The sequence below is a fragment of the Streptomyces sp. ISL-11 genome, assembly GCF_018614525.1.
Classification (GTDB): Bacteria; Actinomycetota; Actinomycetes; order Streptomycetales; family Streptomycetaceae; genus Streptomyces.
On sequence record NZ_JAGGOL010000031.1, the window covers coordinates 14,527 to 41,296 of the forward strand.

Genomic DNA, 26,770 nt, shown 5'->3' on the forward strand with positions numbered 1-26,770 from the left:
GTATTCGCCCGTCTCCCCCGGACGGCGGTCGCCGATCTTCCTCTCTTCCCGTCGTTCGTCCCATCGGTGCGATCACAGCTTTGCGACGAAGGTGAGATTCCCCTACTGCCGGGGCACCAGAAAGGTAGACGGCATATGCGGCCGAGGGAGGTCGGTGAGGGACCACATGGGCGCGGACGAGCCCGCCTTTGCCTTGCGCGAGCGCGTGGCATGCGGTGCGATCATCATTGAACTGCTCGGAGAAATAGATATTTTGGCGGATCAGCTGCTCGGTCCGCGCGTGGACACGCTGACGGAACGCTTCCGGGCGGATATCGTCATCGATCTCCGCCGGGTGACCTTTCTGGACGCGAGCGGTCTGCGGCTGCTGCTGAGAGCCCGTCACCGGGTGAACAGCCGCGGTGGCCGGCTCAGGCTCGTACGGGGCGTGCCACGGGTGTCCCGGGTCATGCGGATCGCCGGGGTCGAGAGCGGGTTCACTGTCGTGGACGTGTTTCCGGCCGTACGGGCTGATGCCGGGGGCGCGGAGCCGCGGGATGGCAGTGTGCCGGCCTAGGCGGTGCGCGGCGGGTCTTCGGCTGCGGGCCGTCTTTGCCGCGTGGCCGCCTGCGGCGGCGGGCGCCCTGCGGGCGCGTCCTCAATCGCCGGACGGGCTTGATTCGGCTGGGTTCAGCCACCTTCAGCCCGTCCGGCGTTTGAGGACACCACCGCGCAGCGGGGGTGCACACGACACCGCTCAGCCCGCCGGAGGCAGGGGCATTTCGTCCAGGCTGCGGTAGAGCGGCATGACCTCACGCAGTCCCGTCAGCGTGAAGACCTTCCTCGTCAGCGGGGCCGGGGCCACCACGTACAGCGCCATTCCCTTGGTCCGCGCGAGGTTTCTGGCCTCGACCAGCACCGAGAGCGCGGTCGCCGTGGCGAAACGGGACGCCGAGAGATCGGCGACCAGCGTGCGGCAGACATCGCCGTGCGTGCGAATGGCGGTGCGCAGGGCGTCGCGTATCCCGGGTGCGTTCTCGATGTCGACCACGTCGGGGAAGGTCACCACGCAGTGGACGGACATGACGCGGGTGGGCACCTTCATGAGGTCCTCTTCAGGATGCTGCCTGGCGACCTGGAGAAAGCTGATTATCGATCTTCTCCGTCTTCTTCGGTGCTTCTCGATTCAGTTGGGCCGAGAGAATTCCACCACATTCGGCGTCGTCTCCAAGTAAAAGCGAGGACATTCGGGTGAAGGGGCCTGCCGCGCCGGTAGAATTCCCGCCCCCGTCCGGGCCTCAGCCGGCCGCCACCAGTGCCTCGATCGTGACCCGCCCGCCGCTCAGCGCGTGCCCGGCCGTGTCCGGGCGCAGGCGGTTCCGTGCCGGGTCGTAGGCGCTCATGACGATCCCGGCATGGTCGGTGGCCGCTTCCGTCAGGCGTACCGGCCTGCCGTGCGCGCGCAGCACGGCCGCGAACTCCCGTGCGACGCCGACCTCCGCGATCTCGTCCTCCGTGCCGTGCACCAGCGTCACGGGTACGGGCGGGCCGTCCGGGAGGCCGTCGGCCACGTCGTCCGCCGGGGCCGTCCCCGTGGTGCGCGCCGGCCGGTCGTACCGGCCGGCGATGCCGACGACGGCGGCCGGGCGCGGGCCGCCGGGGAGAATGGGGCGCAGGCCGACGGCCACCGCCGCTCCGGCGCCCGCCGACCAGCCCGCGACCACGAGCCGCCCAATGTCCCCGCCGTGGCCGGCCGCGTGGTCGCGGACGTAGGCGAGCGAGTCGAGCAGGTGCGCGCGACCGCCGTCGGCGGCGTCAGAGCGCCAGTCGGGGACGAAGACCACCCGGCCGCGCGCCGCTACGGCCTCCGCGACAGGGGCGAGCACGTCCCGCTCGTCCGGGCCCATGCCGTGCCAGAGCAGCACCGCGGGCGCGGTCGCGTGACCGGCGCCGGCGGGTGCGTGGACGTCGATGGCCTTGCCGTTGGTCCCCCGGACGAGGGTGCGTATCACTTCGAGCTCAGTGGTCACACCCGTAACTCTAAGCTCGGGTACGCCGCTTCGGTCGGTCAGTCGATGCCCTGGGCGAAGCGGAAGAAGCCGTGCGGGTCGTAGGTCCGCTTGACCGACCGGAGGCGGGCGTAGTTCTGCCCGTAGTACGCCTCGCGCCAGTTGCGCAGCGCCGGGTCCATGTAGTTCTGGTACGAACGGTGGTTGGAGTAGGGGTCGAGGGCCGCGTAGCCGCCGTTGACCCATGCCTGTGCGGCGTCCTTCGCCGGCTGCGCGGGAGCGGGTGTGGTGAGGCCGATCTGGTAGTCGGTCTCGAAGAGGACGTCACGGTGGACGAAGGCGGTGGCCTTGGGATCCACGGTGTTGATCTGGCCGCCGTAGGCGAAGAAGCCCAGGAAGCGGTACTGACCCTTCTGGATGTCGGCGCCGAAGGCCGCGAGGGCTTCCTGGGTGGCCTGCCGGGTCCAGGGCCCGGTGAAGTACAGATTGCGGCCGGTGACGAAGTTGTCGCGCGGCAGCTGGGCCTGTGGCGAGTAGCCGACCCGGTGGCACTGGGGCACGCTCTTGTCGGCGCAGCCGAAGACCTTCATCATTCCCGCACGGTAGGGGAGTTCGGTCGCCTCACGGGAGACCGGCTGGTGTCCGACCGCCGCCAGGAGCTTGCCGACGGCCAGGTCGCACTCCGCCGACGTGCCCGCGTAGGTGCCGCTGACCTGGACCGTCGGCTCGGTGCCGGCAGGGTCGTCGGTGGACAGCTGGACGAACAGCTCCGCGGCGAGCTCGCGGGCCCCGGAGGCGATCCACCGCTGCCACGCCTGGATCGTGTCGGCCGCGGCGGCCCAGGGGAAGACCAGGCTGAAGACCACCATCGAGGGCAGCTGGGTGGGCCGGACCTCGTACTCCGTGACGATGCCGAAGTTGCCGCCGCCCCCGCCGCGCAGCGCCCAGAAGAGGTCCGCGTTCTCGTGCTCGGAACAGCGCTTGAGGGTGCCGTCGGCCAGCACCACCTGGGCGGAGACCAGCCGGTCGCAACCCATGCCGAACTTCCGGGCGTGCGGGCCGAGTCCGCCGCCCAGCAGCCAGCCGCCGGCGGCGACGGTCGGGCAGGTGCCGCCCGCGACCTGGATGCCGTACGGGTCCAGGGCGGTGACGACGTCGACGCCCTGGCAGCCGGGGCCCAGCCGGACGGTGGAGCGGCCGGTGCGGACGCCGTTGAGCCGGGAGACGTCGATGACCAGGCCGGGGGTGGTGGAGTAGCCGGCGAAGCTGTGGCCGCCGCTGCGGGCGGTGGCGGCGAGGTGCTGGTCCTGCGCGAAGCGCACACAGGCGGCGACGTCGGCGCCGGTCTCGCAGTAGGCGATGGCCTGCGGCGCGATCACGTCGTACTGCGAGAGCTGGAGCTGTTTGGCGACCGCGTAGTTCGCGTCCGAGGGCAGGACGAGATCGCCGGTCAGCTTCTCGCGCAGCCGGGTCCAGGGGGAGCCGGTGGCGAAGGCGGAGCCGAGGACCGGCAGGCCGGCGGCGCCGGCCGCCAGCACGCCGACGGCGCCGAGTCCGGCGCCGGCTCCGACGATCGTTCGTCTGCTGATCACTTGAAGAGACCTCCCCCGTGGGCCCCGCGCGGTGCGGGACGAAAGTGTCAACGCGCTTTCCGGCCATGGCGGAGAAGGCCGGCAACGCGTATCCGGAGGGACGGTATGCAGCCGGTCGGCGGAACTCCAGGTTTATTCCTGGCGCTGACCGAAGTCAGTCAAGTCGCTTTCCGGAAGGCCGAATTCCATGCTTTTTCGGCGGCGGAGAGTCAGAGCCGGCCCGTTTTCTTCACGCAGCGTGAGTGGTGGTGGAACATCCACCACCCGCGTGGTGAGCCCGGTGGTTCGCGCACCTAGGCGCCGACGGCGGAAACCGACACTGTGGAGGAGCCACTTCGAGACGGATACCCGATCAGTCGAGATAGGGATTGCAATGAGCACTGTTGCCCTGTACCCGGACGACGTAAGAAGGCAGTCGCACGCACCGAAGTACGCCGGGGCCTATGACGCGATGCTCACCGAACTCTGTTCGGAACTCTTTGCCACCCTGCCCCGGAGCGACCAGCGCCGAAAGGGCCTGGAATATCTCCGGGGACTTCTCGGCGGGCAGGGCCGGAAAACCATACGGAACATCGCCGCGCTGATCGGCGGCTCGGCCACCGAACAGAGCATGCACCATTTCATCTCCAGCTCGATCTGGGACTGGGCACCGGTGCGCCAGGCACTCGTGCGGCACGTGAACCGCATCGCGCCGCCGCAGGCGTGGGTGGTGCGTCCGATGGTCATCCCGAAGGGCGGCCGGCACTCCGTCGGCGTCGACCGGCGCTTCTTCCCCGCGCTCGGCCAGGTGCTCAACGCCCAGCAGGCCATCGGAGTCTGGGCCGCGTCCGACGAGATGGCCAGCCCCGTCAACTGGCGGCTGCACCTGTCGGAGGACTGGCTGGAGGACGACGAGCGGCGGGCCCGCGCCTCGATACCCGAGGGCACGGTCCCCGAGTCCCTGGGCGACTGCGCGGTCGGGGCCTACCTGGAGATGCTCGCCGACTGGAAGGTGCCCGTCCGCCCGCTCGTCCTCGACGCGCCGGAGACCGACACCGCGGCCATCGTCCGGCGGCTGCGAGCGGCCGGCGTCCCGCTGCTGGTCCGGGTCAGCAACACCTTCCGGCTGACGGCGGCCGACCCCGCCCTGCCCGGCTGCCGGGCCGAGGGGGTCCCCGCGCACCAGATCATGAGCGCCGCCGCCGGCATGCGGCGCCCGGTGATGTGGTCCGACCACGACCCGGCCGAGACGCTGCGCACCAGCATGGCCGCCAGCGTGCGGGTGCGGATGCCGGCCCGGGTGCCGCGGCCGGTCCGCGTCCTCGGTCCGGCCGGCATGGGGGACCTGCGGCTGATGGGCGAGTGGGAGAACGGCCAGTCGTCCCCCACGGCGCTCTGGCTCACCGACATGACCTCACTGCACCCGGTCGCCCTGATGCAGCTCAGCAAGATGACCCGCCGGGTCGACCGCGACTTCGCCGAGATCTCCGACCAGGTGGGCATGCGGGACTACACGGGACGCTCCTACAAGGGGTGGCACCGGCACGTCACGCTCGCCTCCGCCGCCCACGCGGTCACCGCGCTGGGCCGGGCCGGGCGCACGGGACTGGGGTACGCCGTCTGACCGGCGCCCCGGCCCCGGGCCGCCTCAGCCGCCGGCCGGTACGGGGCGGCGGCGCCGCAGGACGTGCTGGATCCGCGACAGCCGCAGGGCGAGCTGGATCTCGAACGCCCGCTCCGACTGCTGCCAGCCCGCCCCTAACAGCTCGCTGACCCGTTCCAGCCGGCGGCCGACCGTGTTGGGATGGACGTGCAGCCGCTCGGCGGTCTGCGTGATGCTGCCCCGGGCGTCGAAGTAGGCGTCCAGGGTGCGGGTGTACTCGGTGTAGCGCCGGGCGTCGCAGTCGGCCAGCGGGCCGATCATCGACCGGATGAACCCCTCGACGTCGTGGGTGTCCGAGAGCAGGACGCCCAGGAAGCCGTGCTCGCGGGCCGAGGCGAAGCCGCCGGTGGCACCCAGCGCGATCATCGCCTCCAGGCAGCGCAGCGCCTCCTCGTACGCGCCGGCGATGTCCCGGCCCGCCTCGACCGGCCCCGACGCGCACACGGTCACCGGCTGGTCGAGGAGCGGCGCCAGCCCCCGCGAGACCTGCTCGGCGGCCGCGGTGGCGTCCGTGCCCGGCAGCAGGAGGACGGCGCAGCCCGCGTGCATGCTCTTCAGGCCGCCCCGGCGACGGGCGTACGAGGAGGCCCAGATGGCCAGCTTGTCCTGGGGCTCGCCGCCGGGCCGGGCGACGACGACCACGTGCGGCCGGCTCAGGTCGATGCCGAGCCGGCCCGCGCGCTCCTGGAACTGCTCGGCCGGCCGCTGCGGGCTGGCCAGCAGGTCCTCCAGCAGCCAGTCGCGGTCGTGCCCCAGGGCGGCCTCGTCGTGGCTGTGGCGCAGGAGCAGCAGGGCCGCGATGGCCTGGGTGACCAGCACGAGCAGCCGGACGTCATGCTCGCCGAGGGGGTGGCGCGGGCTCAGCAGCAGGGTGCCCAGATCCTCGTCGCCCGCCAGGACCGGCGCCGCCCACAGGCCGCCGTCCAGGAGCGCGGGTTCGCGCGGCACGTGCGCCTCGACCAGGGCGCGCACCGCGTCGGCCTCGGCCTCCGCCGGCATCTCGCCGGCCGTGGCCAGGACCGCGCCGTCGGGTGCGTGGATCCGCACCGCGCCGTTCAGGCCCGTGGCGGCCTCGGCGGCCAGGGTGCGCAGGTCGCCGCCGCCCAGGACCACGTCCATCAGCCGGCCGTGGACGGCGGTGATCTCCTGCGCGCCGCGCACCCCGGCCTTGTGCTCCCTCAGCTCGGTGATCACGTCGGCGGCGTGTTCCAGGAACCGCGCCTTGCCGATGGCGACTCCGGCGAGCTCGCCGAGCGAGCCCATGAGCGAGACCTCGCCAGCGGTGAAGTAACGCATGCTCCGGCTGGCCACGTACAGGGTGCCGACGGGCCGGGCGCCGTCGTTCAGCGGGACCGACATGAGCGCCCGTATGCGCTCGGACCGCATCAGGCGATCGACGGCCCGGCTGTGCCCGACCCGCTCGTCGGCCGCGTAGTCGGGGGTCCAGAAAGGGGTGGGCCCGCTGCTCATGGTGGCGTCGTCGGGGATGGTCAGGCCGGTGGTCAATGCGCTGGTGTGGCCGTCGAAGGCACTGATGGAAACAAGGCCGGGAGTTCTGTCGAACGACGTGACGTAGGCCAGGTCGACATCGAAGAGCTGGCGCGCCTGGCGGGCCAGCGTGGAAAGCAGTTCGGGCAGGTCCTGGGTATTGGCCAGGCTGCGTGCCGTATCGATGAAGGCGGAGAGCCTGGCCTCCTTTCGCTGGCGCCGCTCGACCTGGGCGTAGATCGCCATGCCGAGCCGTTTGGCTTTTTCGAGAAATGCCAGTTCGGCACCGGTGGTGCCGCGCCAGCGGGCCTCCTCCACCAGTGATTCGAATTGGTCGATCGGTGCCTCGTCGGCCAGCAACTCCAGGACGGCGAACGCACTGGCCTCTGTCATCCTCCCCTGCGACGCAATGCTTCCCATCTGTGCTCCCCCTGTGGTGCAACGCAAAGTCTGAACGCGGCGTACATGTCGGAAGCTACGCATTGAGTAATGGCCGAGTCAACGGCTTCATAAGTCCGTTGAATCCGGCCGGGTCCAGAAAATGCGCAGCGGTCAACCGTGCCCGGAGTTCGATCGGTCTCCGGGCACGGTTGCCCCGGCGGCGTCATGCGCCGCGCACAGTCGTGGTGTTGGTGTGTACCAGGAATGATCCTCTCGCAAGTGATTCCGATCAAGTGGGAGTTCGGCCCGGCCGGACCGCTGTGATCAGGCCGTACGGACCGACAGCGCGTGCCCGAAGACGCCGCGCGGGTCGTACGCCGCGCGGATGTCCCTCAGCCGGGCGTAGTGGTCCTTGAAGTAGAGCTCGTGCCAGGGGGTGCCCGAGGTGTTGAGGGCCGGGTCGGCCAGGTCGGTGTCGGGGAAGTTGATGAAACAGCCGTCCTGGTCGTCGCCCGGTACGGGCACGCCTCCGGTCTTGGCGAACACGGCACCGTAGAAGCGGCGCATCCAGTCGAGGTTGGCCGCGTCGTGCTCCGCGTCCTGCCAGGTGTTCATGAACAGCACCTTCATCACCGAGTCGCGCTGCGCGACCGCGGTGTCGTCCGGCGCCACGGCGCCGACGCGGCCGCCGTAGGAGTCGATGGCCACCAGGCTGCTGTCGTTGGCGTGGCCGTCGCCGTTCAGGAAGTCGAAGAGGGCGTCGGCCTGGTCGTCGCTGAAGGAGCGGCGCAGGTTGGCGGACTTCACCTTCTGCCGGCCGATCTCCGCGTCCTGCGCGTCGCCGAGCGCCTTCTTGGACGCCGTCCACGGCACGGTCTCGGCCGGCAGGACGACGGGGGAGAGGCCGGCCCGGCCGGTCACCTCGTCGAGGAAGTCCTGGAGCAGCCGCTCGGCGCCGGGCCGGCCGGCGTCCATGTGGGTGACGAGCACGGCCCCCATGTCCTTCTCGGGGTCCGGGTTCCTCCCGAGCAGCACCAGGCTGCTGAAGAGGTGGGCGTACGGGGAGTCCGGCGCGCTGTTGCGCTCGTGCCAGCGGCCGAAGGCGCCGACCAGCGCGCGCAGGGCGGGCTTGTCCAGACCGGGCCGGGGGAAGAGCACGGTGCTGATGATCATCTCGGCCGGCGGGCGCGGCAGCAGGTGGGCCGGGTCGTCGCCGGTGGCGCCGGGGCTGCGGAACCAGAAGCGGGTGACCACGCCGAAGGTGCCCGCGCCGCCGCCGGTGAGCGCCCACCACAGGTCGTGGTGCGGGTCGTCGGGCTCGCGGGTGGCGATCACGGCGCGGGCCTCGCCGGCCGCGTCGACGGTCACGACCTCCACGGCGTACAGGTGGTCGACGATCAGGCCGTGGGCGCGGCACAGCGAGCCGTAGCCGCCGCCCTGGACGTGGCCGCCGAGACCGACCTTGTTGCTGTTGCCGGCGGGGACGGCGACGCCCCAGCGCTCGTACATCGGGCCGTAGACGTCCTCCAGGAGGCGGGCGCCGGGCTCGACCATGAAGGCGCGGCGCCCGGTGTCGAAGGAGACGGCCCGCATCTCCCCGAGGTCGATGACCAGCTGGACGGCCGGGTCGCCGGTGAAGTTCTCGTAGCCGTGGCCGCCGCTGCGGACGGCGATCTTCAGGCCGTCGCGGACGGCCTCGCCCACGGCCTCGACGACCTCGGCGGTGGAGGTCACCACCCGGAACTCCCGGGGGCGGGCGGTGAAGCGCTTGTTGTTGCCCCGCGTGGCCAGGTCCTCGTAACGCGGGTCATCGGTGCCCACGACGGACGGCTGGGACGCTGATGCAGACATGGTCGGGCCTTTCGGACAGCGGACGGACAAGAGGGGGAGAGGGGGTCGCCCCCGCGCTCCGGGGGATTAAGCGCGGGGGCGGGTCTGTGGGGCGGGTCAGTGACCCGCGGTGGGCTCGGTGGAGAGCAGGCCCTTGGTCCGGGCGCCCGCCACCGCGAGGGTGAGGACGGCCAGGCCGGCGCCGATCCACAGCACGCTCGTCATGGCGAGGTGGTCGAAGGCGAACCCGCCGATCAGGGCGCCGAGCGCGATGGAGAAGTTGAACATCGAGACGTACAGCGAGGAGGCGGCCTCGGTGGCGTCCGGCGCGGCCTTGAGGATCCAGGTCTGCAGGCTCACGGGCACGGCGCCGTAGCCCAGGCCCCACAGGATCAGCAGGACGATGCCGGTGGCCATGCCGCCGCCGGTGACCGCGAAGAGGACCATCGCGGCGGTCAGGACGACGGAGATCGTCAGCACGATCGTGCGGACGTGCTGGGCGACCTTGGCGCCGGCGATGAAGTTGCCGGTGATGCCGGCGACTCCGAAGATCAGCAGCATCATGCTGATCCGGCTGCCGGAGATCCCGGCGTCCTGGAGGATCGGCCGGACGAACGTGTACGCGACGAAGTGGCCGGTGATCAGCAGGAAGGTGATGGCGATGCCGACCCGCACACCGCGGTTGTCCTTGAAGATCCTGGGCAGTTCGGCGAACGTCAGGGACTCGGAGGCCGGCAGCGGCGGCAGCAGGAAGACCATCAGGACCAGGGCGGTCAGGCCCAGGCCGCCGACGGCGGCGAAGGCCGTGCGCCAGCCGCTGAGGTCACCGATCAGGGTGCCGGTCGGCACACCGAGCACGGAGGCCGTCTCGACGCCGCCGAAGATGACCGCCATGGCGCGGCCCACCTGCTCCTCGGGCACCAGGCGCAGCGCGATGCCGCCCGCGATGGCCCAGAAGCCGCCGACCGCGATGCCGACGAGGAAGCGGGCGGCCAGCACGATCGCGAAGTGGTCGGCGAAGGCGGAGGCGAGGTTGGCCGCGCCCACCATGCCGACCAGGATGCCGAGGACGAGCCTGCGGTCGATGCGGCCGGTGGCCACGGTGACGACGGGCGCGGAGAGCGCGGCGACGATGCCGGGGACGGTCACCATCAGGCCGGCGGTGCCCTCGGAGACGTCCAGGGCGTCACCGACGGGGGTGAGCAGGCCGACCGGCAGCAGCTCGGAGGTCATCAGGCAGAAGATGCCCAGGGTGACCGCCGCGACGGCGAACCAGCCCTTGACCGGTGATCTTCCGTGGTCGGTGGCCGGGGTCGATGATTCGACAGTGGTCAAGTCCTCACAACCTTCATCACGAGCGGTGATCGGGGGAATTGCCGCGGCCCGCCCGCCGGGCACCGTGGTGGTGACCGGCCGGGGAGAGGCGGGAGCCGGGCGCCTGACGCGCCCGGTGCATCGCGGGGACCACGAGCAGGTCAGTAAGGGGAGCGGCCGGACGTCCGACAGGAAAAGCGGGCGGCCGTCCGGTAAAAGCGATGGGGCGATCGGTAAAAGCGGTGGGGCGACCGGTAAAGGCCGTAAAGGCCGTGGGCCGACCGGTAGAAGCGGCCGGTCACTCGGTACCGGGAATCTTCCGGGTCGGGACCGCGATGCGGTTCCAGGCGTTGACGGTGAAGATCAGCGCGATGAGCTGGGCCAGTTCCGGTTCCTCGAAATGGCGGGCCGCCTCGGCGTAGACCGCGTCCGGCACCTCGCCGTCGGCCAGCGTCGTGGCGGCCTCGGTCAGGCCCAGTGCGGCCTTCTCCTTCGCCGTGAACAGCCCTGCCGCGCGCCAGGCGTTGAGCTGGTAGATCCGCTCCTCGCTCTCACCGGCCTTGCGCGCCTCCTTGGTGTGCATGTCGATGCAGTACGCACAGTGGTTGAGCTGCGAGGCACGGATCTGCACGAGGTCGATGAGGGTCGGGTCGAGTCCGGCGCGGGCGGCCGTGTCCAGGGCGATCATCGCCTTGAAGACCTTCGGTGCCGCCTTCGTGAAGTTCATGCGCTGGTCGAGCTCGGGAACCGTCATGAGAATGACTTTAGGCAGCCAATCGGTCCGGAGTGTGGTGCAATTCCCGGGTGAAATCGAAGGTCAATGCGAGCGCTGATCCGGGGGGGAGCCTGGGCAGTGATCTCCACCTGGAGCTCCCCGATTCACCGCCGGGCGGCCGCCGCGGTGCGCTGATGGGCGCATTGCGCGACGCCATCCGCACCGGCAGGCTCACCCCCGGCACGAGACTGCCCCCCTACCGCTCCCTCGCCACCGACCTGGGCCTCGCGCGCAACACCGTCGCCGAGGCGTACGCCGAACTGGTCGCCGAGGGCTGGCTCAACGCCCGGCAGGGCTCCGGCACGTACGTGGCCCGCCGCGCCCAGCTCGCCGACCAGCGGCCGCGCCGGCCCACCGCACCCTCCCGCGCCTCCCGCCCCGCCTACAACCTCGTGCAGGGCACCCCCGACGCCTCGGCGTTCCCCCGCTCCGCATGGCTGGCCTCCGCCCGCCGCGCCCTGACGGCGGCGCCCAACGACGCCTTCGGGCCCGGCGATCCACGCGGCCGCATCGAGCTGCGCCGCTCGGTCGCGGAGTACCTGGCCCGTGCGCGCGGCGTACGGGCCGACCCGGACCGCATCGTCATCAGCTCGGGCTTCGCCGGGGCGCTGCGCCTGCTGGGCTCGGTGCGCACGGGCACGATCGCCGTGGAGGCGTACGGGCTCGGCCACTACCGCCATCTGCTGTCCGGTGCCGGGCTGGAGACGGTGTCGCTGCCGGTCGACGACCGGGGCGCGCGGGTGGAGGGACTCGCCGCGACCGGCGCGGAAACGGTCCTGCTGACGCCGGCCCACCAGTTCCCGACCGGCGGGCCGCTGCACCACGAGCGGCGCTCGGCCGTCGTCGACTGGGCGCGGGCCGGCGGCGGACTGGTGCTGGAGGACGACTACGACGGGGAGTTCCGCTACGACCGGCAGCCGGTGGGCGCCGTGCAGGGCCTCGACCCCGACCGGGTCGTCTACATCGGCTCCGTCAGCAAGAGCCTCTCGCCGGCGCTGCGGCTGGGCTGGATGGTCCTGCCCGGCGGGCTCGTCGACGCCGTCGTGGAGGCGAAGGGCGAGCGGGAGCCGTGGGCGAGCGCCCTGGAACAGCTCACCCTCGCGGACTTCCTCGACTCGGGCTCGTACGACCGCCATGTGCGCCGGATGCGCCGGCACTACCGGCGCCGCCGCGACCAGCTGATCGAGGTCCTCGGCGAGCGGGCGCCGCACGTACGGGTCACGGGCATCGCCGCCGGACTGCACGCCGTGCTGGAACTCCCGCCCGGCACCGAGGCGTCGGTGGTCAAGGCGGCCGCCTGGCAGGGCCTCGCGCTGGAGGGCCTGTCCCTCTACCGGCACGCCGACAGCGGCGAGCCGCCCTACGACGGCCTGGTCGTCGGCTATGGCACGCCGCCGGAGCATGCGTTTGCGGGGGCGTTGGACGCGCTGTGCGAGGCGCTGCCGCTTGCGGAGTCGGGGGAGGTGGGAGGGCGGGGGCGGGCGTGACACGGGCGGGTGCGGGCCGGGGCGTGTGCACCACCGCTGCGCGGGTGGTGTCCTCAATCGCCGGACGGGCTTGATATTGGCTGAGCTCAGCCGCAAATCAAGCCCGTTGGGGGCACCCCCAGCGGTAGCTGGGGGAGATCGAGGACGCGCCCGCAGGGCGCTCGCCGCCGCAGGCGGCTCAGTGCTCGGAGAACCAGCGGCGGGTGTGCTCCGGTATGCCCGGAGAGCTGCGCAGGACGGTCCGCTGGACATCGGCGAGGGACTTCGCGGCGAGCTCCCGGCGCCAGGCCAGTTCGGCCTCCCGCATCGCCCAGTCGACATGGCAGGGGTGAAGGAAGCCCTGGGTCGCCAGGCTCTGCGGGGCGCGCCGCCGGATCTCGGAACAGCGGAACGCCCGCTCGGGTCCCTCTATGGCCGTCACGATGTCCATGAGGGTGATGATCTCCGGCTCGCGGGCGAGCCGGAACCCGCCCTTGGGGCCGGAACTGGAGGAGGCGATTTCGGCCTGCACCAATGCCTGCAACTGCTTGCTCAGATACGCCGGCGGCAGGTCGTAGAAGGCGGCGAGCCGGGCCGCCGGTACCGCCTTCTCCGGGCCGACCCAAGCAAGGTTCAGGCAGGTGTGCAGGGCCCATTCCACACCCTCGCTCATTCGCATGCCGCGATGCTATAGCGATATGCGGGACGGCAAAACGACTGCCTGGCAGGGGCGTTCACCGGTTTCGGCGCCCCCCTGCCGTGGCCTGATCCTTGCCTCCGTCAGCGCTTCGAGGGGCTGAGCAGGACCGCGGCCAGTTCCGCTTCCAGGCGGTCGAGGTCGTCCCGGTGGCCGTGCGCCGCGATGTGGCCGTCCGGCCGCAGGAGGTGGTAGCCCTGACGGCCGCAGAACGCACCGGTCTCGACCACGCCGCGCGGCAGGCGCAGCACCCGCAACTGCGGCCAACGGGTTGCTATATGGCCGATCTCGCGCATCCACGCACCGTCGTCGGCGGGGGCGCGCAGGGCCAGTACCCAGCGGTTCGGGTCCGTCTCCGGTCCGGCCGCGCCCGCCGCCAGCGCCGCCCGGCGCGGGAACGTCCCGCCGACCTTCGCGCCGCCCGGCAGCCTGCCCCGCAGCCGGCACGCCGACCAGCGGGCGGGCCGCTGGGTGTCGCGCTCGGGCGCGTAGGACAGTCGTCGTCCGGCCATCACGGGCGTGTAGAAGCGGGACACCACGTGCGAGCGGTCCAGGAAACGGAATGCCGCGTCCCGGGCGAGGACCTGCGCCGGGCCGTTGAACATCCACGCGCGCGTCTGGATGTCGGTGTCCCGCACGATCCGCCGCGTGGACTCCGAGCGCTCCGGCCCGTACGAGTCGAGGAGCGTCGACGGCGACTCGCCGCGGATGACGGCGGCGAGCTTCCAGCCGAGGTTGTGGGCGTCCTGGAGGCCGTTGTTCATGCCCTGGCCGCCGGCGGGGCTGTGCACGTGCGCCGCGTCGCCCATGAGGAAGACCCGCCCGCGCCGGAACTCCTGCGCCCGCCGCGCGTGCACCCGGAAGACGGTCTGCCACACCGGCTCGGTGATCCGCACGCCGCGCGGGCCCCGTGCGTCGAGGAGCGCCTGCATCATCGGCACGCTGACCTCGCCGCCGCCGTCCGGCATGACCGACAGGAAGCGGTGCACGCCGTTCGGCTGCGGCACGATGACGAGCGTGCCGCTGGGCGCCTGGTAGTACATGATCTCGTCCGGCGGCAGATAGCCCTCGATGTGCGCGTCGACCAGCGCGAACGCCATCTCGTACGTCGTGCCCTCGAAGCCGATGCCGAGCTGGCCGCGCACGGAGCTGCCGGCGCCGTCCGCGCCGATCACGAACGGTGCCCGGACCCGCTCCACGAGGCCGTCGCCGTGCTCCAGGATCGCCGTCACGCCGTCGGTGGCGTCGATGCGGCCGGAGAAGTCGACGTCGTCGAGGGCGAGGAGGCGGACGCCGCGCTCGATCTTCCCGCCGAGGGAGCGCAGGCGCTCGGTGAGGATGCGCTCGGTCTCCGGCTGGGGGAGCTGGCGGGCGGCGAGGTCGTCGGTGAACGTGAACGACGCGAGGGGTTTTCTGTCGGAGAAATAGCTGAAGGCGCGGACGGGGACGGAGACGTCGCGGACCTCGTCCGCGACGCCGAGGTCTTCGAGGATGTCGAGGACGCGGGGCCAGAGGGAGAGGGCTTTGGGGACGTGCATGGGGGTTGTGGCGCGGTCGATCAGGCGGGTGCGGATGCCGCGGCGGAGGAGTTCGCAGGCGGCGAGTAGGCCGGTGGGGCCTGCGCCGACGACCAGTACGTCTATGTCGGTGGGCATGGGGGTGTTCCTGTTCTCTCCGGTGCGGCTGGTTGTGGGGGCGGTTGCTTTTCCCCTACCCGCCCCTTCCCGAACCGGGGCTCCGCCCCGGACCCCGGTCCTCAATCTCCCCCAGCTACCGCTGGGAGGTGCCCCCGGACGGGCTGGACATCCAGCCCGTCCGGCGTTTGAGGACAAGCGGGAAGGTGGGGACAAGCGGCCCCTCAGCCCCGCCGCTTCAGCTGTTCGTGCAGGCGGCGGGTCAGCTCTATGCGCTGGACCTTCATCGTCGCCGTGCGCGGGAGTTCGGACAGGGGCATCTGGACCGGGTCCGCCATCGGCGGGAAGTCGGCCACGGCCGTGCGCCAGCGGTCGAGGTCCAGGGGGGTCTCGTTGCGGGTGCACACGACCGGCAGCGGCTCGTCGTCGGGGCCGCGGAGGAGGACGAGTTCGGCGAGTTCCGCCAGGCGGCCCAGGACCGTGTCCTCTACCTCCAGCGTGCTGTGGATCGTGGGGACGACGTCCACCTCGCGGTCGAGCAGGTGCAGGCAGCCCTCCTCGGTCCGGTAGCCGACGTCCATGCCGCGCCACCAGCCGTCGGCGTCGACCTGCTTGCCGTAGCGTTCGGCCTCGCCGAAGTACGTGAGCACCCGGCCCGCCGCCTGGACCTCGATGTAGCCGGGGTGCTCCTTGGACGGGGCCTTGCCGTCGCGGCCGACGAGGCGGAACTTCGTGTCGTCGGGGAACGCGTAGCCCTGGCAGCGGCCGTCCGCGCCGAGTGCCGTCTGCCGGGTGAAGCCGCGGCCGACCAGCGGGCCCGTCTCGCTCTGGCCGTAGATCTGGTAGAAGACCGGGTGGTGGCGCTCGGAGGCGTGCAGCAGCCGGTGCATGGTGCCGGGGTGGATCGCGTCGAACGTGCTGCTGAAGTACTTCACGTTGGCGAACGGCTTGCGCGGGTCGTCCGCGAGCTCCTCCCACTCCATGAAGGAGTTGGGCGCGGACTCGATGAACGCGGGCCGCGTACGGCCGAAGAGCTCGGCGACCTTCTCGGGGTCCGCGTCGTCCACGACGAGGAACGGGACGCCGCGCGGCAGCAGCACCGCCAGTGCGAGCGGCATCCGGGAGTGCACGTAGGACACGTGCAGGGCCACGGTCTCGTGCTTGCGGACGATGTCGAACAGCTTCGCCTGCGGGCGGTAACGGCCGTGCAGGGTGCGGGGGGTGTGCACCAGGAGCTTGGGCAGGCCGGTGGTGCCGGAGGTGTGCGTGATGAGCGCGGGCTCGTCGAGGCCCAGGACCACGGCCTCCTGCCGGGGCGAGCCGGCGAGGCCGGCCAGCGAGACCGTGCCCTCGCGCGAGCCGGCCACGAGGAGGACCTCCTTGGCGAGGCCCGGCAGGCTCGGGTCGGCCAGCGGGCCGTCGAGCTTGGCCAGGTCGGTCACCAGGTAGGGCCGGCCGAGGCGGTCCAGGAGCGCGAGGACGCTCGCGCCGTCCAGGCCGGGCGAGAGCTGGACCGGCACGGCGCCGATGCGCGAGACGGCGGACGACACGATGTTGATGTCGAAGCCGGACGACTTGTAGATCGCGACGTGCTCGGTGGCGCGCACACCGGCGGCCCACAGCCGGGCGGCGATGTCGTCGATGTGGTCGGCGAACTCGGCGAAGGTCAGCTCCGGGCCCACGCCCGGCAGCAGGGCGAGCTCGTGGTCGAGCGTGATCAGCGTGCCGGCGTGCTCGGCGGCCGCGCGCTCGGCCACGAGCCCCATGTACAGGCCGGTGTCGCTGGCGGTGATCGGCAGCATCAGTTGGCTCCTCGGAGGAAGGAAAGGCGTACGAAAGTGGTCAGGCGACCGGCATTCCGGTCAGCAGGCCGGCCAGCAGCGAGCCGGTGATGCGGGGCCCGTCCTGGGTGAGGACCGACTCGGCGTGGAACTGCATGGAGGCGAAGTGCGGGCCGCGCAGCGCGTGGATCTCGCCGGTGTGCGGATCACGGCTGACCTCGACGACACCGCTGGGGCCGCAGTCGGCCTTGTCGTCGGCGGCGCGGGCCGCGAAGGTGTTGTAGAAGCCGACGCGCTCGCGGGCGCCGAAGAGGTCGATCTCGCGCTGGACGCCCTGGTTGGGGGTGTCGCGGCGGACGAGGTCGAAGCCGAGCCGCAGGCTGAGGACCTGGTGGCTCAGGCAGACGGCGAGGAAGGGCCGGCGCTCGTCGAGGAGCGTGTCGATCGCGCCGCGCAGGTGGGCGATCTTGGGGTGGCCGGTCTCGCGCGGGTCGCCGGGGCCGGGGCCCATGACGACGAGGTCGTGGCCGTCGAAGGCGTACGGCTCGTCGAAGCGGCGGACGGTCACGCTCAGCCCCATGGCGCGGAGCTGGTGGTCGATCATGGAGGTGAAGGTGTCCTCCGCGTCCACGACCAGTACCCGGCGGCCGGCGAGCACCGGCCGGCTGTGCCGGCGGTCGGCGGTGGGGGCGAGCCAGAAGCCGGCGATGGTGCTGTTGCGCTCGGCCAGGGCGGCGCGGACGCTGGGGTGCCGGCCGAACCGGCCGCCGCCGCCGTCCTTGAGCGCGGAGATCAGCCCGGCGGCCTTCGCCCGGGTCTCCAGGACCTCGGAGTCGGGGTCGGAGTGGCGGACGAGGGTGGCGCCGACGCCGATGCGCACCCGGCCGGCGGCGTCGATGTCGGCGGTGCGGATGAGGATCGAGGAGTCCAGGCTCCGCGTGCCGTCGTCGTCACGGCCGATGAGGGCGATGACGCCGCTGTAGTAGCCGCGGCCGGCGGGCTCGTACCGGTCGATGACGCGGCAGGCGCTCTCCAGCGGGCTGCCGGTGACCGTCGGGGCGAACATCGTCTCGCGGAGGATCTCGCGCGGATCGCGGTCGGTGGTGCCCTCGATGAAGTACTCGGTGTGCGCCAGGCGCGCCATTTCCTTCAGGTACGGGCCGGTGACGCGGCCGCCGGTGGCGCAGATGCGGGCCATCATCTTCAGTTCCTCGTCGACGACCATGTAGAGCTCGTCGGCTTCCTTGGTGTCGGCGAGGAAGTCCATCACCTCCGCCAGGTTCGGCCCGGCCGGCGGATAGCGGTACGTGCCGCTGATCGGATTCATCACGGCCCGGCCGCCGCGGACGCTGATGTGGCGTTCGGGGGTCGCGCCGACGAAGGTGCGGTCGCCGGTGTGGACGAGGAACGTCCAGTACGCGCCGGACTCCCGCTCCAGCAGGCGGCGGAAGAACGTCAGGGCGTGCGCGGGCCCGTAGTCGCCGATCTCGGCGGTGAAGGAGCGCTTGATGACGAAGTTGGCGCCCTCGCCCTCGCCGATCTCCCGCGCGATCACCTGCCGCACGGTGTCGGCGTAGGCCGCGTCGTCCACGTCGAAGCCCTCGCCCGTGAGCTCGATCCGGGTGTCGGGGACACGGGCCAGCACGTCGGCCACCGGCGCCGTGGTCTGCTCGGTGACGGCCATGGCGAGCAGGGGGGCGCCGTCGTCGGCGCAGGCGAAGCCCCGCTCGGCGATCTGCCGGTACGGGACGACGACGAGCACCTCGTGGCCGGCGGTACCGTCCTCCCGCAGCGGGATGCCGGCCAGCGTGGCGGGCGTGGTGACGTCCCCGGTGAGCACGTCGAGGGTGCCCGCCCCGGTGGCGTCGGGGCGGTGGATCAGCGCGAACGCCGCTTGCCGCCCGGCCAGCACCCGCGTCAGCAGGTCGTCGCCGGAACGCGTCTCGGCCGCTGTCATACCGACGCACCTCCCAGGTCCGCGACGAACTCCTTCGCCGTCCCGACCACCGCGCACCGCTCCGCCGCGTAGGTCAGCGCCAGCCGGTGGTGCGTCTCGGAGAAGTCGGCGACGGCGTCGGCGGCCAGGAAGACGCGGATGTCGTTGGTGAACGCGTCCACCGCCGTCATCAGCACGCCCACGTGCGCGTACACCCCGCACAGGATCAGCTGGTCGCGGCCGGCCGCGCGCATCCTCTCCAGCAGGTCGGAGCGGAAGAAGGCGCTGTAGCGCCACTTGGTGAACACCCAGTCGCCCGGGGCCGGCGACAGCTCGTCGACCACCGACCGGTCGGCCGGGTCCACCCGCATCCCCGGGCCCCAGAAGTCCTTGAGGAGCCCGCGCTCCTCCTCGCTCATGCCGCCGGGCTGCGCCGTGTAGGCCACGGGTATCCCCTGGCCCGCGCACGTCTCCCGCAGCTGTGCCGCGTTGCGCACCAGTTCCTCGCGCAGCTCCCCGGGCAGGGGCTTGAGGAAGTAGCGCTGCATGTCGTGGACGAGCAGGACCGCGCGGGCCGGGTCCACGGTCCAGCCGGCGGTGTTCTCGGGCAGGTCGCCCGCTGTCGGCATCGGGTAGGGCTCGATCGGGGGGATGCCTGGCATGGAACTTCCTCGTCTTCGGGGTTCGCTGCGTAACGAATGGAGAGGGGCGCGGGCGCCCGGCTCAGCGGCCGAGCGTGGCGCCGCCGTCGACGGTCAGGTCGTGCATGGTGATGTGCGCGGCCCGGTCGGAGAGCAGGAAGGCGACGGCGTCGGCGATGTCCGAGGGCCGGGCCAGCCTGCCCAGCGGGATGCCGACCTTGAAGGTCTCGGTGCTGCCCTCGATCGTGGTCCGCTCGGTGGTCCGCTCGGTCCACATGGAGCTGAGCATCGGGGTGTCGGTGGAGCCCGGCGCGACGACGTTGCAGCGGATGCCGTGCCGGGCGACCTCCAGGCCCAGCGACTTCGTGAACATCGACGCGGCGGCCTTCGACGCGGCGTAGGCGGCCATGGCCTGGCGCGGCGTGCCGGCCGCGTTCGACGCCACCGTCACGATCGCGCCGCGCCCGCGCCCGATCATGTTGCGGACCACGGCGCGGGACAGGTGGAAGACGCCACCCACGTTGACGGCGAAGATCGCCGCCCAGTCCTCGGAGGTGAAGTCCCGCACCTCGCCGACGCGCAGCACACCGGCCGCGTTGACGAGGAAGTCCACGGGGCCGAGGCGGTTCTCGACCTCGGCGACCGTGTCGTCCACCTGGCGCTCGTCGGTCACGTCGCAGACGAAGCCCTCGGCCGCGATGCCGTCGGCGGTCAGCTTCGCCACGCTCTCCCCGAGCGCGGCGGCGTCGCGGTCGACCGCGGCCACCCGTACGCCCTTCTCGCCCAGCGTGCGGGCGACGGCCGCGCCGATGCCGCTCGCGGCCCCGGTCACCAGGGCCACCTTGTTCTCCATGGGAGCCTCCCCTTCGGGTCGTTGCTACGGGTCGGTGTCAGCCCCGCCAGGCCGAGACCACGGCGATGGCCTGCCGCGGGTTGAGCCGGGGGTCGCAGAAGCTCGTGTACTTGTCGCCCACCCGGTCGAGCGCCGACTCGTCCTGGACGCACTCGGTGACGTCCTCGGGCGTGGTCTCCAGGTGCAGGCCGCCCGCGACGCCGCCGGCCGAGCGGACGGCGGTCTGGAAGTCGCGCACCTCGCGGACGACGGTCTCCACCAGCCGGGTCTTGAGGCCGTCGGCGGCCGCCCGGGTGTTGCCGTGCATGGGGTCGGTGAGCCAGCTCACCGGGTGCCCGGCGGCGCGTACGGCCGCGACGAGCGGGGGCAGCCGGTCGGCGACGTTCGCGGCGCCCATGCGGGCGATCAGGGTGAGCCGGCCGGGCTCGCGGGCCGGGTCGAGCCGCTCGCACAGGGCGAGCAGGTCGTCGGCGTCCATCGTGGGACCGACCTTGCAGGCGATGGGGTTGGCGACCTCGGCCAGGAGGGCGACGTGCGCGCCGTCGACCTGGCGGGTGCGCTCGCCGATCCAGGGCCAGTGCGTGGACGTCAGCCACGCGCGGCCCTCCTCGTCGTGGCGGACCATGGGCTGCTCGTAGTCCAGGAGCAGCGCCTCGTGGCTGGTCCACACCGGTGGGCAGATGCCGGAGCGGCGGGCCGGGTTGAGCCAGCCGAGGTGGGTCATGGCCTCGCTCGCGGCGAGGTAGCCGGAGAGCAGGCGCTGCGGGTCGGGGCGGCGGCGCTCCGGGTGCGGCTCGGGGCTGTTGACCATGTGGCCGCGGTAGACGGGCAGTTCGACGCCGGCCACCCGCTCGGTGGGGTTGGAGCGGGGCTTGGCGAACTGACCCGCCATGCGGCCCGCCCGGACCACCGGCTTGTGCGTGATCATCTTCATGACGCCGGCGAGGGTGTCCAGGAGCCCGGCCTTGCGGGCGACGTAGCCCGAGGTGCACTCCGCCGGGTCCTCCGCGCAGTCACCGGCCTGCACCACCTGGGACTCGCCCCGCGCCACGTGCGCGAGGTGGGCGCTCAGGGTGCGGATGTCGGCGGCGCGCACCAGCGCGGGCCGGTCGGCGAGCTCCTGCCGCACGCGCTGGACCTGCGGGGCCGCGTCGCCCCAGTCGGGTTGCTGAAGGGCGGGTTCGGGCCGGGCGTCGAGTACGGCGTTGTTCACGAAAGTCTCCAGGGCGGTCGCTCGTACAGGCGGTGACGTGCGGGAGTGGGGGGTCAGGGACAGGGGACGACACCCGCGTCGTCCCAGAACCGCAGCTGCCTGAGCTTGGGTGCTGCGGCGACCTGCGCGACACGATCACCGCCGACGATCAACGTGCTGGGCCGCTCCGGCGAGAACGCCGGCCATTGGGGTGCGTACGCACTGCGGGGGGCGCCGGTACGGGCGAAGGAGGCGACAAGGTCCATGAAGGTGTCGGAGATCCGCTTTTCGAGTGGTCCGTCGCCGAATTCCGCGACGTTCTCGGGCAGACCGTGGGTGCCGAAGACGAATTTGGACGTGGCCTCGTGCGGGGTGCCGAAATAGGGCGGGCGGACGGGGTGCGCGAACTCCATCACGTACTGCGGGGAGCGTCCGGTGCGGGCGTGCCGTCCGGCCAGTCGCAGGATCTGGAAACGGAACAGCAGGTCGCCCCAGATCTCCGTCCAGAGGGAGAGCGGGTCCGCCGGGAGGTCTTCCGCCGCGGCGGCTTCCCGGTAGGCACGCAGACAGGCGTCGACGAGCGCGTCGTCGGCCTTCGCGGTGCCCTTGAGGAGGACGTCGCGCACGGCTTCCCGCAGTTCGGCTTCGGTGGCCGGGGCCGTGGGTGCGGTGGGCCGTTCCGGGCAGGTGTAGAAGGAGCCCTCGGTGCGGGTGTGGACGACGAGCGAGGGATGTGCGGGCGAGGGCATGTCCACGTCGTGGGCGGGCAGCCAGCGGCCGTCGACGACCGGTCCCCGGTATTCGCGTCCGCTCTCCACCCGGCGGCCGGTCGGCGGCCCCGAGAAGAAGCGCTCCCATGCGTCTTTGAGCGCACCCGCCGGGACGTCGCGCAGCCCCGCCACGGTCGTGCCGAAATCCTTCGCCAGGGCTTCGTAGACCGTGCGGGAGTCCTCGGGCGTCAGGGAGTTCGCCGGCGCCCAGATGTGGCAGGCGCTGATCGGCACGAGGTGCCGGACGAGCGCGCCGGTCTCCGGCAGCAGCGCGAGCTGGCGCACGCTCGCGCCGCCCGCCGAGGTGCCGCACAGCGTGAGGGCCGCGGGGTCGCCGCCGAAGGCCGCGGCGTTGTCGTGGACCCAGCGCACGAGCGCCGCCTGGTCCTGGAGCCCCCAGTTGGCGCAGGAGCCGGTCAGCGGGTCGGTGAGGTCCTCGTGGAGGCCGAAGCCGAAGGCGCCGAGGCGGTAGTTGAAGGTGACGACGACCATGTCGGTACGGGCCGCCAGGCGGGCCCCGTCGTAGGTGGGCAGGTGGCCCGCGCCGCGTTCCCAGCCGCCGCCGTGCACGTACACGAGGACGGGCCGGGAACCGGTGGTGTGCGGGGTCCAGACGTTGGCGTGGAGGGAGTCCTCGCCGCTGCCGGGCACGATCGACTGGAAGGACGCCGGCCCGAAGGCGGTGGCGTCCCGCACGCCGCTCCAGGGCAGGGGCGGCCGGGGCGAGGCGAAGCGCAGCGGGCCCACCGGCGGCTGTGCGTAGGGCACGCCGCGGAAGACGGTGATCCCGCCGGTCCGCTCGCCCGCGACCGCGCCGGCGGTGGTGTGTGCCACCACGGTGCCCGGCGGGTGCGGCCGTCGATCGCTGACGCTCATGTCAGGCGGCCTCGAGGCCCTTGCGGAGCGCGGTGGTGATCTCCACGACGCGGCGGGACTGGTAGGCGATGGCGGCGAGGTTGTCGTCGTCGACGTTGCCCGGCTCGTTGCGGGAGACGCTGCTGACGCCGTACGGGTTGCCGTTGGTGGGCGCGAGCTGGATCGGGTCGGCGACGCCCGGCGGGACGATGATGGCGCCCCAGTGGTAGAAGGCGTTGTTCAGTGCCAGGAGGGTGCTCTCCTGGCCGCCGTGCAGCGTCGCCGTGGAGGTGAAGGACGACATCACCTTGTTCACCAGGCCCCGCCGGCTGTGCAGCGGCAGCGTGGTGTCGATGAACTGCTTGAGCGGGCCCGAGGGAAGGCCGTAGCGGCCCGGGGTGCCCCACAGGACGGCGTCGGCCCACGCGAGGTCGTCCAGGGACGCCTCGGAAATGTGCTCGGTGGCGGCGACGTGCTCGGTCCAGGCCGCGTTCCAGGCGTCATTACCGGGGACGATCGTTTCCTTGGTGAGGTCGGAGACCTTCCGGAGACGGACGTCGGCGCCGGCCTTCTCGGCGGCGGTGGCCGCGGCCTCGGCGAGCCGGTGGACATTCCCGGTTGACGAGGAGTAGATGACGGCAAGCTTGATCATGGAAGTAATGCCCCTTGGCGCGTGGACAGTTGCGGCTCGCCCTCACGAGAACGGGGGCGCCGGCCGACTGGATGTACCAGATGCTGCTGGGGTACCGGTGAAACTGCCAAGGGCGGGCCGAGGAGTTCACGGAACTTCGTCAAAAGGGTGGGTATCCATCAAGTTGGCGGTGTGATGTCGCACAACCGACGGGCGCGCGGCGGCTATGGTCGCGCACGGTGTACGAGAAGTGGAATGCGGCGCGGTGTGCCTCTGGTTCGGATCCTGGACGTTCCTTATCCTGAATCCAACCCCCTGCCCTTTCCTGCACAGGAGACGTGACCATTCCATGACAGAACGGGAGTTGACGGCCGTGAGCGGCGAACTGCACCGGCTGGCCGCCGAGGGCGTCTCGCCCTGGCTGGACGGCGTCTGCCGCAATCTGCTCGCCTCGGGCCGCCTCACCGAGCTCGTCGCGCACGAGGGCATCCGCGGGGTCACGTCGAACGTCGCGGCGCTCGCCACGGCGGTCGAGGCCGGCGACTCCGACTACCTCGACCAGCTGCTCTTCCTGTCCTACCGCGACGTCCCTCCCGACGCGGCGATCCGGGCCCTGACCGCCTACGACACCCGCTGGGCCTGCGACGAGCTGCTGCCGGTCTTCGAGTCCACCGCGGGCCGCGAGGGCTATGTCTCCGTGGACGTGAACCCCTGGCTCGCGCACGACGCCGACCTGGTCGCCTCGGAGGCCGGCGCGCTCGTGCGGGCGGTCAACCGGCCCAACGTCCTCGCCAAGATCCCCGCCACCCCCGAGGGCCTGGAGGCGATCAGCGAGTGTCTCAGCCGCAAGATCGGCGTCCACGCGACGGGCATCTTCTCGGTGCGCCGCTACGGCGAGGTCGTCGACGCCTACTTCGAGGGCCTGGAGCGAGCCCGCGCGGCCGGCCACGACCTGTCGGACATCGTCTCCTTCGCCTCGCTGCCCATCAGCTGGCTCGACGCCGAAGTCGACACCAGGCTGGAGGAGTTGGGCACCGAGGAGTCGCGCGCCCTGCGAGGCGAAGCCGCGCTCGCCAGCGCCCGGCTCGTCTACGGCATGTACGAGGAGCGGCTGGACGGCGAGCGCTGGCGGGGCCTGGCGGGCGCCGGGGCGCGCCCGCAGACGGTGATGTGGACCGCGACCACGCCCCGGCGGTCCGGCCCGTGCTCCACGGGCTACGTGGAGCGGTTCGTGGCCTGGGGCACCGCCAGCGCCGTGTCCCTGGCCACGCTCGGCAAGGCCGGCCACCTCTGTCCGCTGCGCGGCGACACCCTGACCGACGCGCACGACGCGGGCCGCTTCGTGTGGGAGAGGCTGGAGGAGCTGGGCATCTCCTACCGCTCGGTCGTCCGGAAGCTGGAGGACGAGGGCGTGGAGTGGCTCCAGACCTCATGGAGCCTGCTGTACGCGTCGGTGGAGCGCCGGCTCCGCGGCGCGCGGCTGTTCAGTCACTGACGCGGAACCGGCCGGGCCGGTCAGCCCTTCGGGGCCAGCAGCTGCTCGACGGGCGCGGTCAGTTCGCGCCCCACCAGTGACCGCAGCATCGGATACGGGCGGGCGTCGCCCGCCAGGACACCGCCCAGCAGCGTGCGGCCGTCCTCGGCCAGCACCAGCCTGGCGTAGGTGCCGGCCTCCTTGTCGGCCCGTACGAACTCCATCGCGCCCGGCGTGGTGCCATGGGCGTCCCCGAAACTGGCCACGTCCACACCGAGCAGCTTGAGCTTGGTGGACATGTCGGCCCCGGGGAAGACGGAGTCCCCGTCGCCCAGGAGCTGATCGACGACGACCTTGGCCATCTGGAAGCCGGGCGCCGCGAGCCCGTAGCACCGCCCCTCGACCGCCGCGCACTCGCCCACGGCCCAGATGTGCTCGTCCTCCGTGCGGCAGCGCCCGTCGACGAGGATGCCGCCGCGCTCGGCGCGGGCCAGGCCGGCCGGCTCGGCGAGCTCGTCGCGGGGGCGCACCCCGGCGGAGAAGATCACGAGCCCGGTCTCGATGACCGTCCCGTCGGCCAGTCGCACGGCGGCCACCGAGCCGTCCGGGCCCGCCTCGACGGCCTCGGTGACCGCCGAGCAGCGCACGTCGACGCCCAGCTCCCCGATCATCTCGGCCAGTACGTCGCCGGCGCCCTGGTCGAGCTGGACGGCCATCAGACGGGACGCCATCTCGACGACGTGCGGGCGCATGCCCAGCAGGCGCAGGGCGTTGGCGGCCTCAAGGCCCAGCAGCCCGCCGCCGATCACGACGCCGGACCGGCCCCGGGCGCCCTCGGCGGCCGCCCGTATCGCGTCGAGGTCGTCGATGGTGCGGTAGACGAAGCAGCCGGGCAGGTCGTGGCCCGGCACGGGCGGGACGAACGGGCGGGAGCCGGTGGCCAGCACCAGCGCGTCGTAGGGGACGACGGTGCCGTCGGCGGTCTTCACCGTGCGGGAGGCGCGGTCGATCGCGGCGGCCGGGGTGCCCAGGCGCAGGTCGAGGCGAGGGTCGGCGAGGAAGTCCGGACGGGCCAGGCTCAGGGCCGCCTCGGTCCTGCCGTTGAGGTAACCGGAGAGGCCCACGCGGTTGTAGGCGGGCCGTGGCTCCTCGGCGAGGACGGTCACGCGCCAGGTGCCGGTGGTGTCGCGGGCGAGCAGGTCGGTGGCGAGCCGGTGGCCGGCCATGCCGTGTCCGACGATGACAAGGGTGCGGGTCATGGGGTGCGTACCTCGGTGCAAAGAGCGCGTACGGTCGCGGTGCAGGAGCCGCAACCGGTGGTGGCGCGGGTGGCGGTGGCGAGGGCTGGCAGGTCGTGGGCGCCGTCGCGGACGGCGGCCCGGAGGGCGGCTTTGGTGACGTTGTTGCACCGGCAGACTACGGCGTCGTCCGGGAGTTCGACAGGGCCGCCGAGCGTGGACGGGACGCCGAGCAGAAACGCGAGATGGTCCTCCGGTACGGGCAGGCCGCGGTCGTGGAGCTGGGTGACGGCGGCGATGGCGCGCGGCAGTCCGACCAGCGTGGCGGCCGTCAGCCGCCCGTCGCGGACGGCCAGTTCGGCCAGCCGGCCCCGGGCGGGGTCGGCGAGCGTCACGCGCGTACCGGCGCGGTCGAGCGTCCCCAGGGTGAGCAGGTCGAAGCCGGGCGTGCGCAGGCGCAGGAGGTCGCGCGTACCGGCGTAGCGGCCGCTGCCCGTGGCCAGGTACGCGGCCAGGGCGTCGGCCTGGTCCCAGGCGTTGGCGGCCGTTCCGGGGGCGGCGCGCGGGTGTTCGGCGCAGTCGCCGATGGCGT

22 protein-coding genes are annotated in these 26,770 nt (G+C 72.2%); 4 read left to right on the forward strand and 18 right to left on the reverse strand.

Annotated features, from left to right (window positions below; all coding sequences use genetic code 11):
* Positions 1-166: 166 nt before the first annotated feature.
* Positions 167-556, forward strand: coding sequence for an STAS domain-containing protein (locus J7E86_RS09010; protein ID WP_215081020.1), 390 nt, complete (start codon positions 167-169; stop codon positions 554-556).
* A gap of 180 nt (positions 557-736) precedes the next feature.
* On the opposite strand, the gene J7E86_RS09015 is transcribed toward J7E86_RS09010, so the two are convergent.
* The 3 genes from J7E86_RS09015 to J7E86_RS09025 form a co-directional block, all read right to left on the reverse strand.
* Positions 737-1,084: an STAS domain-containing protein gene (locus tag J7E86_RS09015; RefSeq protein ID WP_215081021.1), complete on the reverse strand. Its 348-nt coding sequence runs from the start codon at positions 1,082-1,084 to the stop codon at positions 737-739.
* A 193-nt stretch (positions 1,085-1,277) separates the two neighbouring features.
* Positions 1,278-2,009 (reverse strand): alpha/beta hydrolase, encoded by a 732-nt coding sequence (locus tag J7E86_RS09020; protein ID WP_215081022.1) that lies wholly within the window; start codon positions 2,007-2,009, stop codon positions 1,278-1,280.
* Positions 2,010-2,047: 38 nt separating this feature from the next.
* Positions 2,048-3,580, reverse strand: coding sequence for an FAD-binding oxidoreductase (locus tag J7E86_RS09025; RefSeq protein ID WP_215081023.1), 1,533 nt, complete (start codon positions 3,578-3,580; stop codon positions 2,048-2,050).
* 373 nt (positions 3,581-3,953) lie between these two features.
* Between J7E86_RS09025 and J7E86_RS09030 the strand changes: the two genes are divergently transcribed.
* On the forward strand, positions 3,954-5,183 hold the full coding sequence (locus J7E86_RS09030) for a transposase (RefSeq protein ID WP_215081024.1): 1,230 nt from the start codon (positions 3,954-3,956) through the stop codon (positions 5,181-5,183).
* 24 nt (positions 5,184-5,207) lie between these two features.
* Here the strand turns inward: J7E86_RS09030 and J7E86_RS09035 are convergent, their stop codons facing one another.
* From J7E86_RS09035 to J7E86_RS09050, 4 genes are all read right to left on the reverse strand, one after another.
* Positions 5,208-7,103, reverse strand: a complete 1,896-nt coding sequence (locus J7E86_RS09035; protein ID WP_215081025.1) for a helix-turn-helix domain-containing protein — start codon at positions 7,101-7,103, stop codon at positions 5,208-5,210.
* Between the two features lie 312 nt (positions 7,104-7,415).
* Positions 7,416-8,942, reverse strand: a complete 1,527-nt coding sequence (locus tag J7E86_RS09040; protein ID WP_215081026.1) for an FAD-binding oxidoreductase — start codon at positions 8,940-8,942, stop codon at positions 7,416-7,418.
* 96 nt (positions 8,943-9,038) lie between these two features.
* The gene (locus J7E86_RS09045; RefSeq protein WP_215081027.1) at positions 9,039-10,256 is read right to left on the reverse strand and encodes an MFS transporter; all 1,218 of its coding nucleotides are present in this window, start codon (positions 10,254-10,256) and stop codon (positions 9,039-9,041) included.
* A gap of 277 nt (positions 10,257-10,533) precedes the next feature.
* On the reverse strand, positions 10,534-10,989 hold the full coding sequence (locus tag J7E86_RS09050; RefSeq protein ID WP_251018875.1) for a carboxymuconolactone decarboxylase family protein: 456 nt from the start codon (positions 10,987-10,989) through the stop codon (positions 10,534-10,536).
* A 155-nt stretch (positions 10,990-11,144) separates the two neighbouring features.
* Here J7E86_RS09050 and J7E86_RS09055 point away from each other — a divergent pair, with 155 nt between their 5' ends.
* Positions 11,145-12,497, forward strand: a complete 1,353-nt coding sequence (locus J7E86_RS09055; RefSeq protein WP_215081028.1) for a PLP-dependent aminotransferase family protein — start codon at positions 11,145-11,147, stop codon at positions 12,495-12,497.
* Between the two features lie 178 nt (positions 12,498-12,675).
* Here the strand turns inward: J7E86_RS09055 and J7E86_RS09060 are convergent, their stop codons facing one another.
* The 9 genes from J7E86_RS09060 to J7E86_RS09100 form a co-directional block, all read right to left on the reverse strand.
* Entirely contained in the window at positions 12,676-13,155 is a 480-nt protein-coding gene (locus tag J7E86_RS09060; protein ID WP_308312529.1) for an Rrf2 family transcriptional regulator, read from the reverse strand.
* A 101-nt stretch (positions 13,156-13,256) separates the two neighbouring features.
* On the reverse strand, positions 13,257-14,828 hold the full coding sequence (locus J7E86_RS09065) for an FAD-dependent monooxygenase (RefSeq protein ID WP_215081029.1): 1,572 nt from the start codon (positions 14,826-14,828) through the stop codon (positions 13,257-13,259).
* Between the two features lie 203 nt (positions 14,829-15,031).
* A complete protein-coding gene (locus tag J7E86_RS09070) occupies positions 15,032-16,609 on the reverse strand; it encodes a class I adenylate-forming enzyme family protein (protein WP_215081030.1) in 1,578 nt (525 codons plus the stop codon).
* Positions 16,610-16,649: 40 nt separating this feature from the next.
* The gene (locus tag J7E86_RS09075; protein ID WP_215081031.1) at positions 16,650-18,545 is read right to left on the reverse strand and encodes an anthranilate synthase family protein; all 1,896 of its coding nucleotides are present in this window, start codon (positions 18,543-18,545) and stop codon (positions 16,650-16,652) included.
* Positions 18,542-19,186 carry an isochorismatase family protein gene (locus tag J7E86_RS09080; protein ID WP_215081032.1) on the reverse strand — a complete coding sequence of 215 codons (645 nt, stop codon included), beginning with the start codon at positions 19,184-19,186 and terminating at the stop codon, positions 18,542-18,544. Before J7E86_RS09080 ends, J7E86_RS09075 begins: the two co-directional genes overlap by 4 nt.
* Before the next feature lie 61 nt (positions 19,187-19,247).
* The gene (locus J7E86_RS09085; protein WP_215081033.1) at positions 19,248-20,018 is read right to left on the reverse strand and encodes a 2,3-dihydro-2,3-dihydroxybenzoate dehydrogenase; all 771 of its coding nucleotides are present in this window, start codon (positions 20,016-20,018) and stop codon (positions 19,248-19,250) included.
* A gap of 37 nt (positions 20,019-20,055) precedes the next feature.
* Positions 20,056-21,231, reverse strand: a complete 1,176-nt coding sequence (locus J7E86_RS09090; protein WP_215081034.1) for a 3-deoxy-7-phosphoheptulonate synthase — start codon at positions 21,229-21,231, stop codon at positions 20,056-20,058.
* A gap of 53 nt (positions 21,232-21,284) precedes the next feature.
* The gene (locus tag J7E86_RS09095) at positions 21,285-22,856 is read right to left on the reverse strand and encodes a carboxylesterase/lipase family protein (protein WP_215081035.1); all 1,572 of its coding nucleotides are present in this window, start codon (positions 22,854-22,856) and stop codon (positions 21,285-21,287) included.
* A 1-nt stretch (position 22,857) separates the two neighbouring features.
* Positions 22,858-23,487, reverse strand: a complete 630-nt coding sequence (locus J7E86_RS09100; protein WP_215081036.1) for a flavodoxin family protein — start codon at positions 23,485-23,487, stop codon at positions 22,858-22,860.
* Positions 23,488-23,815: 328 nt separating this feature from the next.
* Here J7E86_RS09100 and J7E86_RS09105 point away from each other — a divergent pair, with 328 nt between their 5' ends.
* The gene (locus J7E86_RS09105) at positions 23,816-24,961 is read left to right on the forward strand and encodes a transaldolase family protein (protein ID WP_215081037.1); all 1,146 of its coding nucleotides are present in this window, start codon (positions 23,816-23,818) and stop codon (positions 24,959-24,961) included.
* A 20-nt stretch (positions 24,962-24,981) separates the two neighbouring features.
* On the opposite strand, the gene J7E86_RS09110 is transcribed toward J7E86_RS09105, so the two are convergent.
* Positions 24,982-26,199 carry an NAD(P)/FAD-dependent oxidoreductase gene (locus J7E86_RS09110; protein ID WP_215081038.1) on the reverse strand — a complete coding sequence of 406 codons (1,218 nt, stop codon included), beginning with the start codon at positions 26,197-26,199 and terminating at the stop codon, positions 24,982-24,984.
* Positions 26,196-26,770: (2Fe-2S)-binding protein (locus J7E86_RS09115; protein WP_215081039.1), on the reverse strand; the 575-nt coding region annotated here is incomplete at its 5' end. The genes J7E86_RS09115 and J7E86_RS09110, both read right to left, overlap by 4 nt.

Excerpts from the sequence above, each read along its gene's own strand:
- J7E86_RS09050 (WP_251018875.1), bottom strand. The coding sequence starts at position 10,989 with ATGACGGTTCCCGAGCTCGACCAGCGCATGAACTTCACGAAGGCGGCA.
- J7E86_RS09060 (WP_308312529.1), bottom strand. The coding sequence starts at position 13,155 with ATGCGAATGAGCGAGGGTGTGGAATGGGCCCTGCACACCTGCCTGAAC.
- J7E86_RS09055 (WP_215081028.1), top strand. The coding sequence starts at position 11,145 with ATGGGCGCATTGCGCGACGCCATCCGCACCGGCAGGCTCACCCCCGGC.
- J7E86_RS09065 (WP_215081029.1), bottom strand. The coding sequence starts at position 14,828 with ATGCCCACCGACATAGACGTACTGGTCGTCGGCGCAGGCCCCACCGGC.
- J7E86_RS09070 (WP_215081030.1), bottom strand. The coding sequence starts at position 16,609 with ATGCTGCCGATCACCGCCAGCGACACCGGCCTGTACATGGGGCTCGTG.
- J7E86_RS09015 (WP_215081021.1), bottom strand. The coding sequence starts at position 1,084 with ATGAAGGTGCCCACCCGCGTCATGTCCGTCCACTGCGTGGTGACCTTC.
- J7E86_RS09095 (WP_215081035.1), bottom strand. The coding sequence starts at position 22,856 with ATGAGCGTCAGCGATCGACGGCCGCACCCGCCGGGCACCGTGGTGGCA.
- J7E86_RS09040 (WP_215081026.1), bottom strand. The coding sequence starts at position 8,942 with ATGTCTGCATCAGCGTCCCAGCCGTCCGTCGTGGGCACCGATGACCCG.
- J7E86_RS09035 (WP_215081025.1), bottom strand. The coding sequence starts at position 7,103 with ATGACAGAGGCCAGTGCGTTCGCCGTCCTGGAGTTGCTGGCCGACGAG.
- J7E86_RS09010 (WP_215081020.1), top strand. The coding sequence starts at position 167 with ATGGGCGCGGACGAGCCCGCCTTTGCCTTGCGCGAGCGCGTGGCATGC.
- J7E86_RS09075 (WP_215081031.1), bottom strand. The coding sequence starts at position 18,545 with ATGACAGCGGCCGAGACGCGTTCCGGCGACGACCTGCTGACGCGGGTG.
- J7E86_RS09080 (WP_215081032.1), bottom strand. The coding sequence starts at position 19,186 with ATGCCAGGCATCCCCCCGATCGAGCCCTACCCGATGCCGACAGCGGGC.
- J7E86_RS09030 (WP_215081024.1), top strand. The coding sequence starts at position 3,954 with ATGAGCACTGTTGCCCTGTACCCGGACGACGTAAGAAGGCAGTCGCAC.
- J7E86_RS09100 (WP_215081036.1), bottom strand. The coding sequence starts at position 23,487 with ATGATCAAGCTTGCCGTCATCTACTCCTCGTCAACCGGGAATGTCCAC.
- J7E86_RS09105 (WP_215081037.1), top strand. The coding sequence starts at position 23,816 with ATGACAGAACGGGAGTTGACGGCCGTGAGCGGCGAACTGCACCGGCTG.
- J7E86_RS09085 (WP_215081033.1), bottom strand. The coding sequence starts at position 20,018 with ATGGAGAACAAGGTGGCCCTGGTGACCGGGGCCGCGAGCGGCATCGGC.
- J7E86_RS09110 (WP_215081038.1), bottom strand. The coding sequence starts at position 26,199 with ATGACCCGCACCCTTGTCATCGTCGGACACGGCATGGCCGGCCACCGG.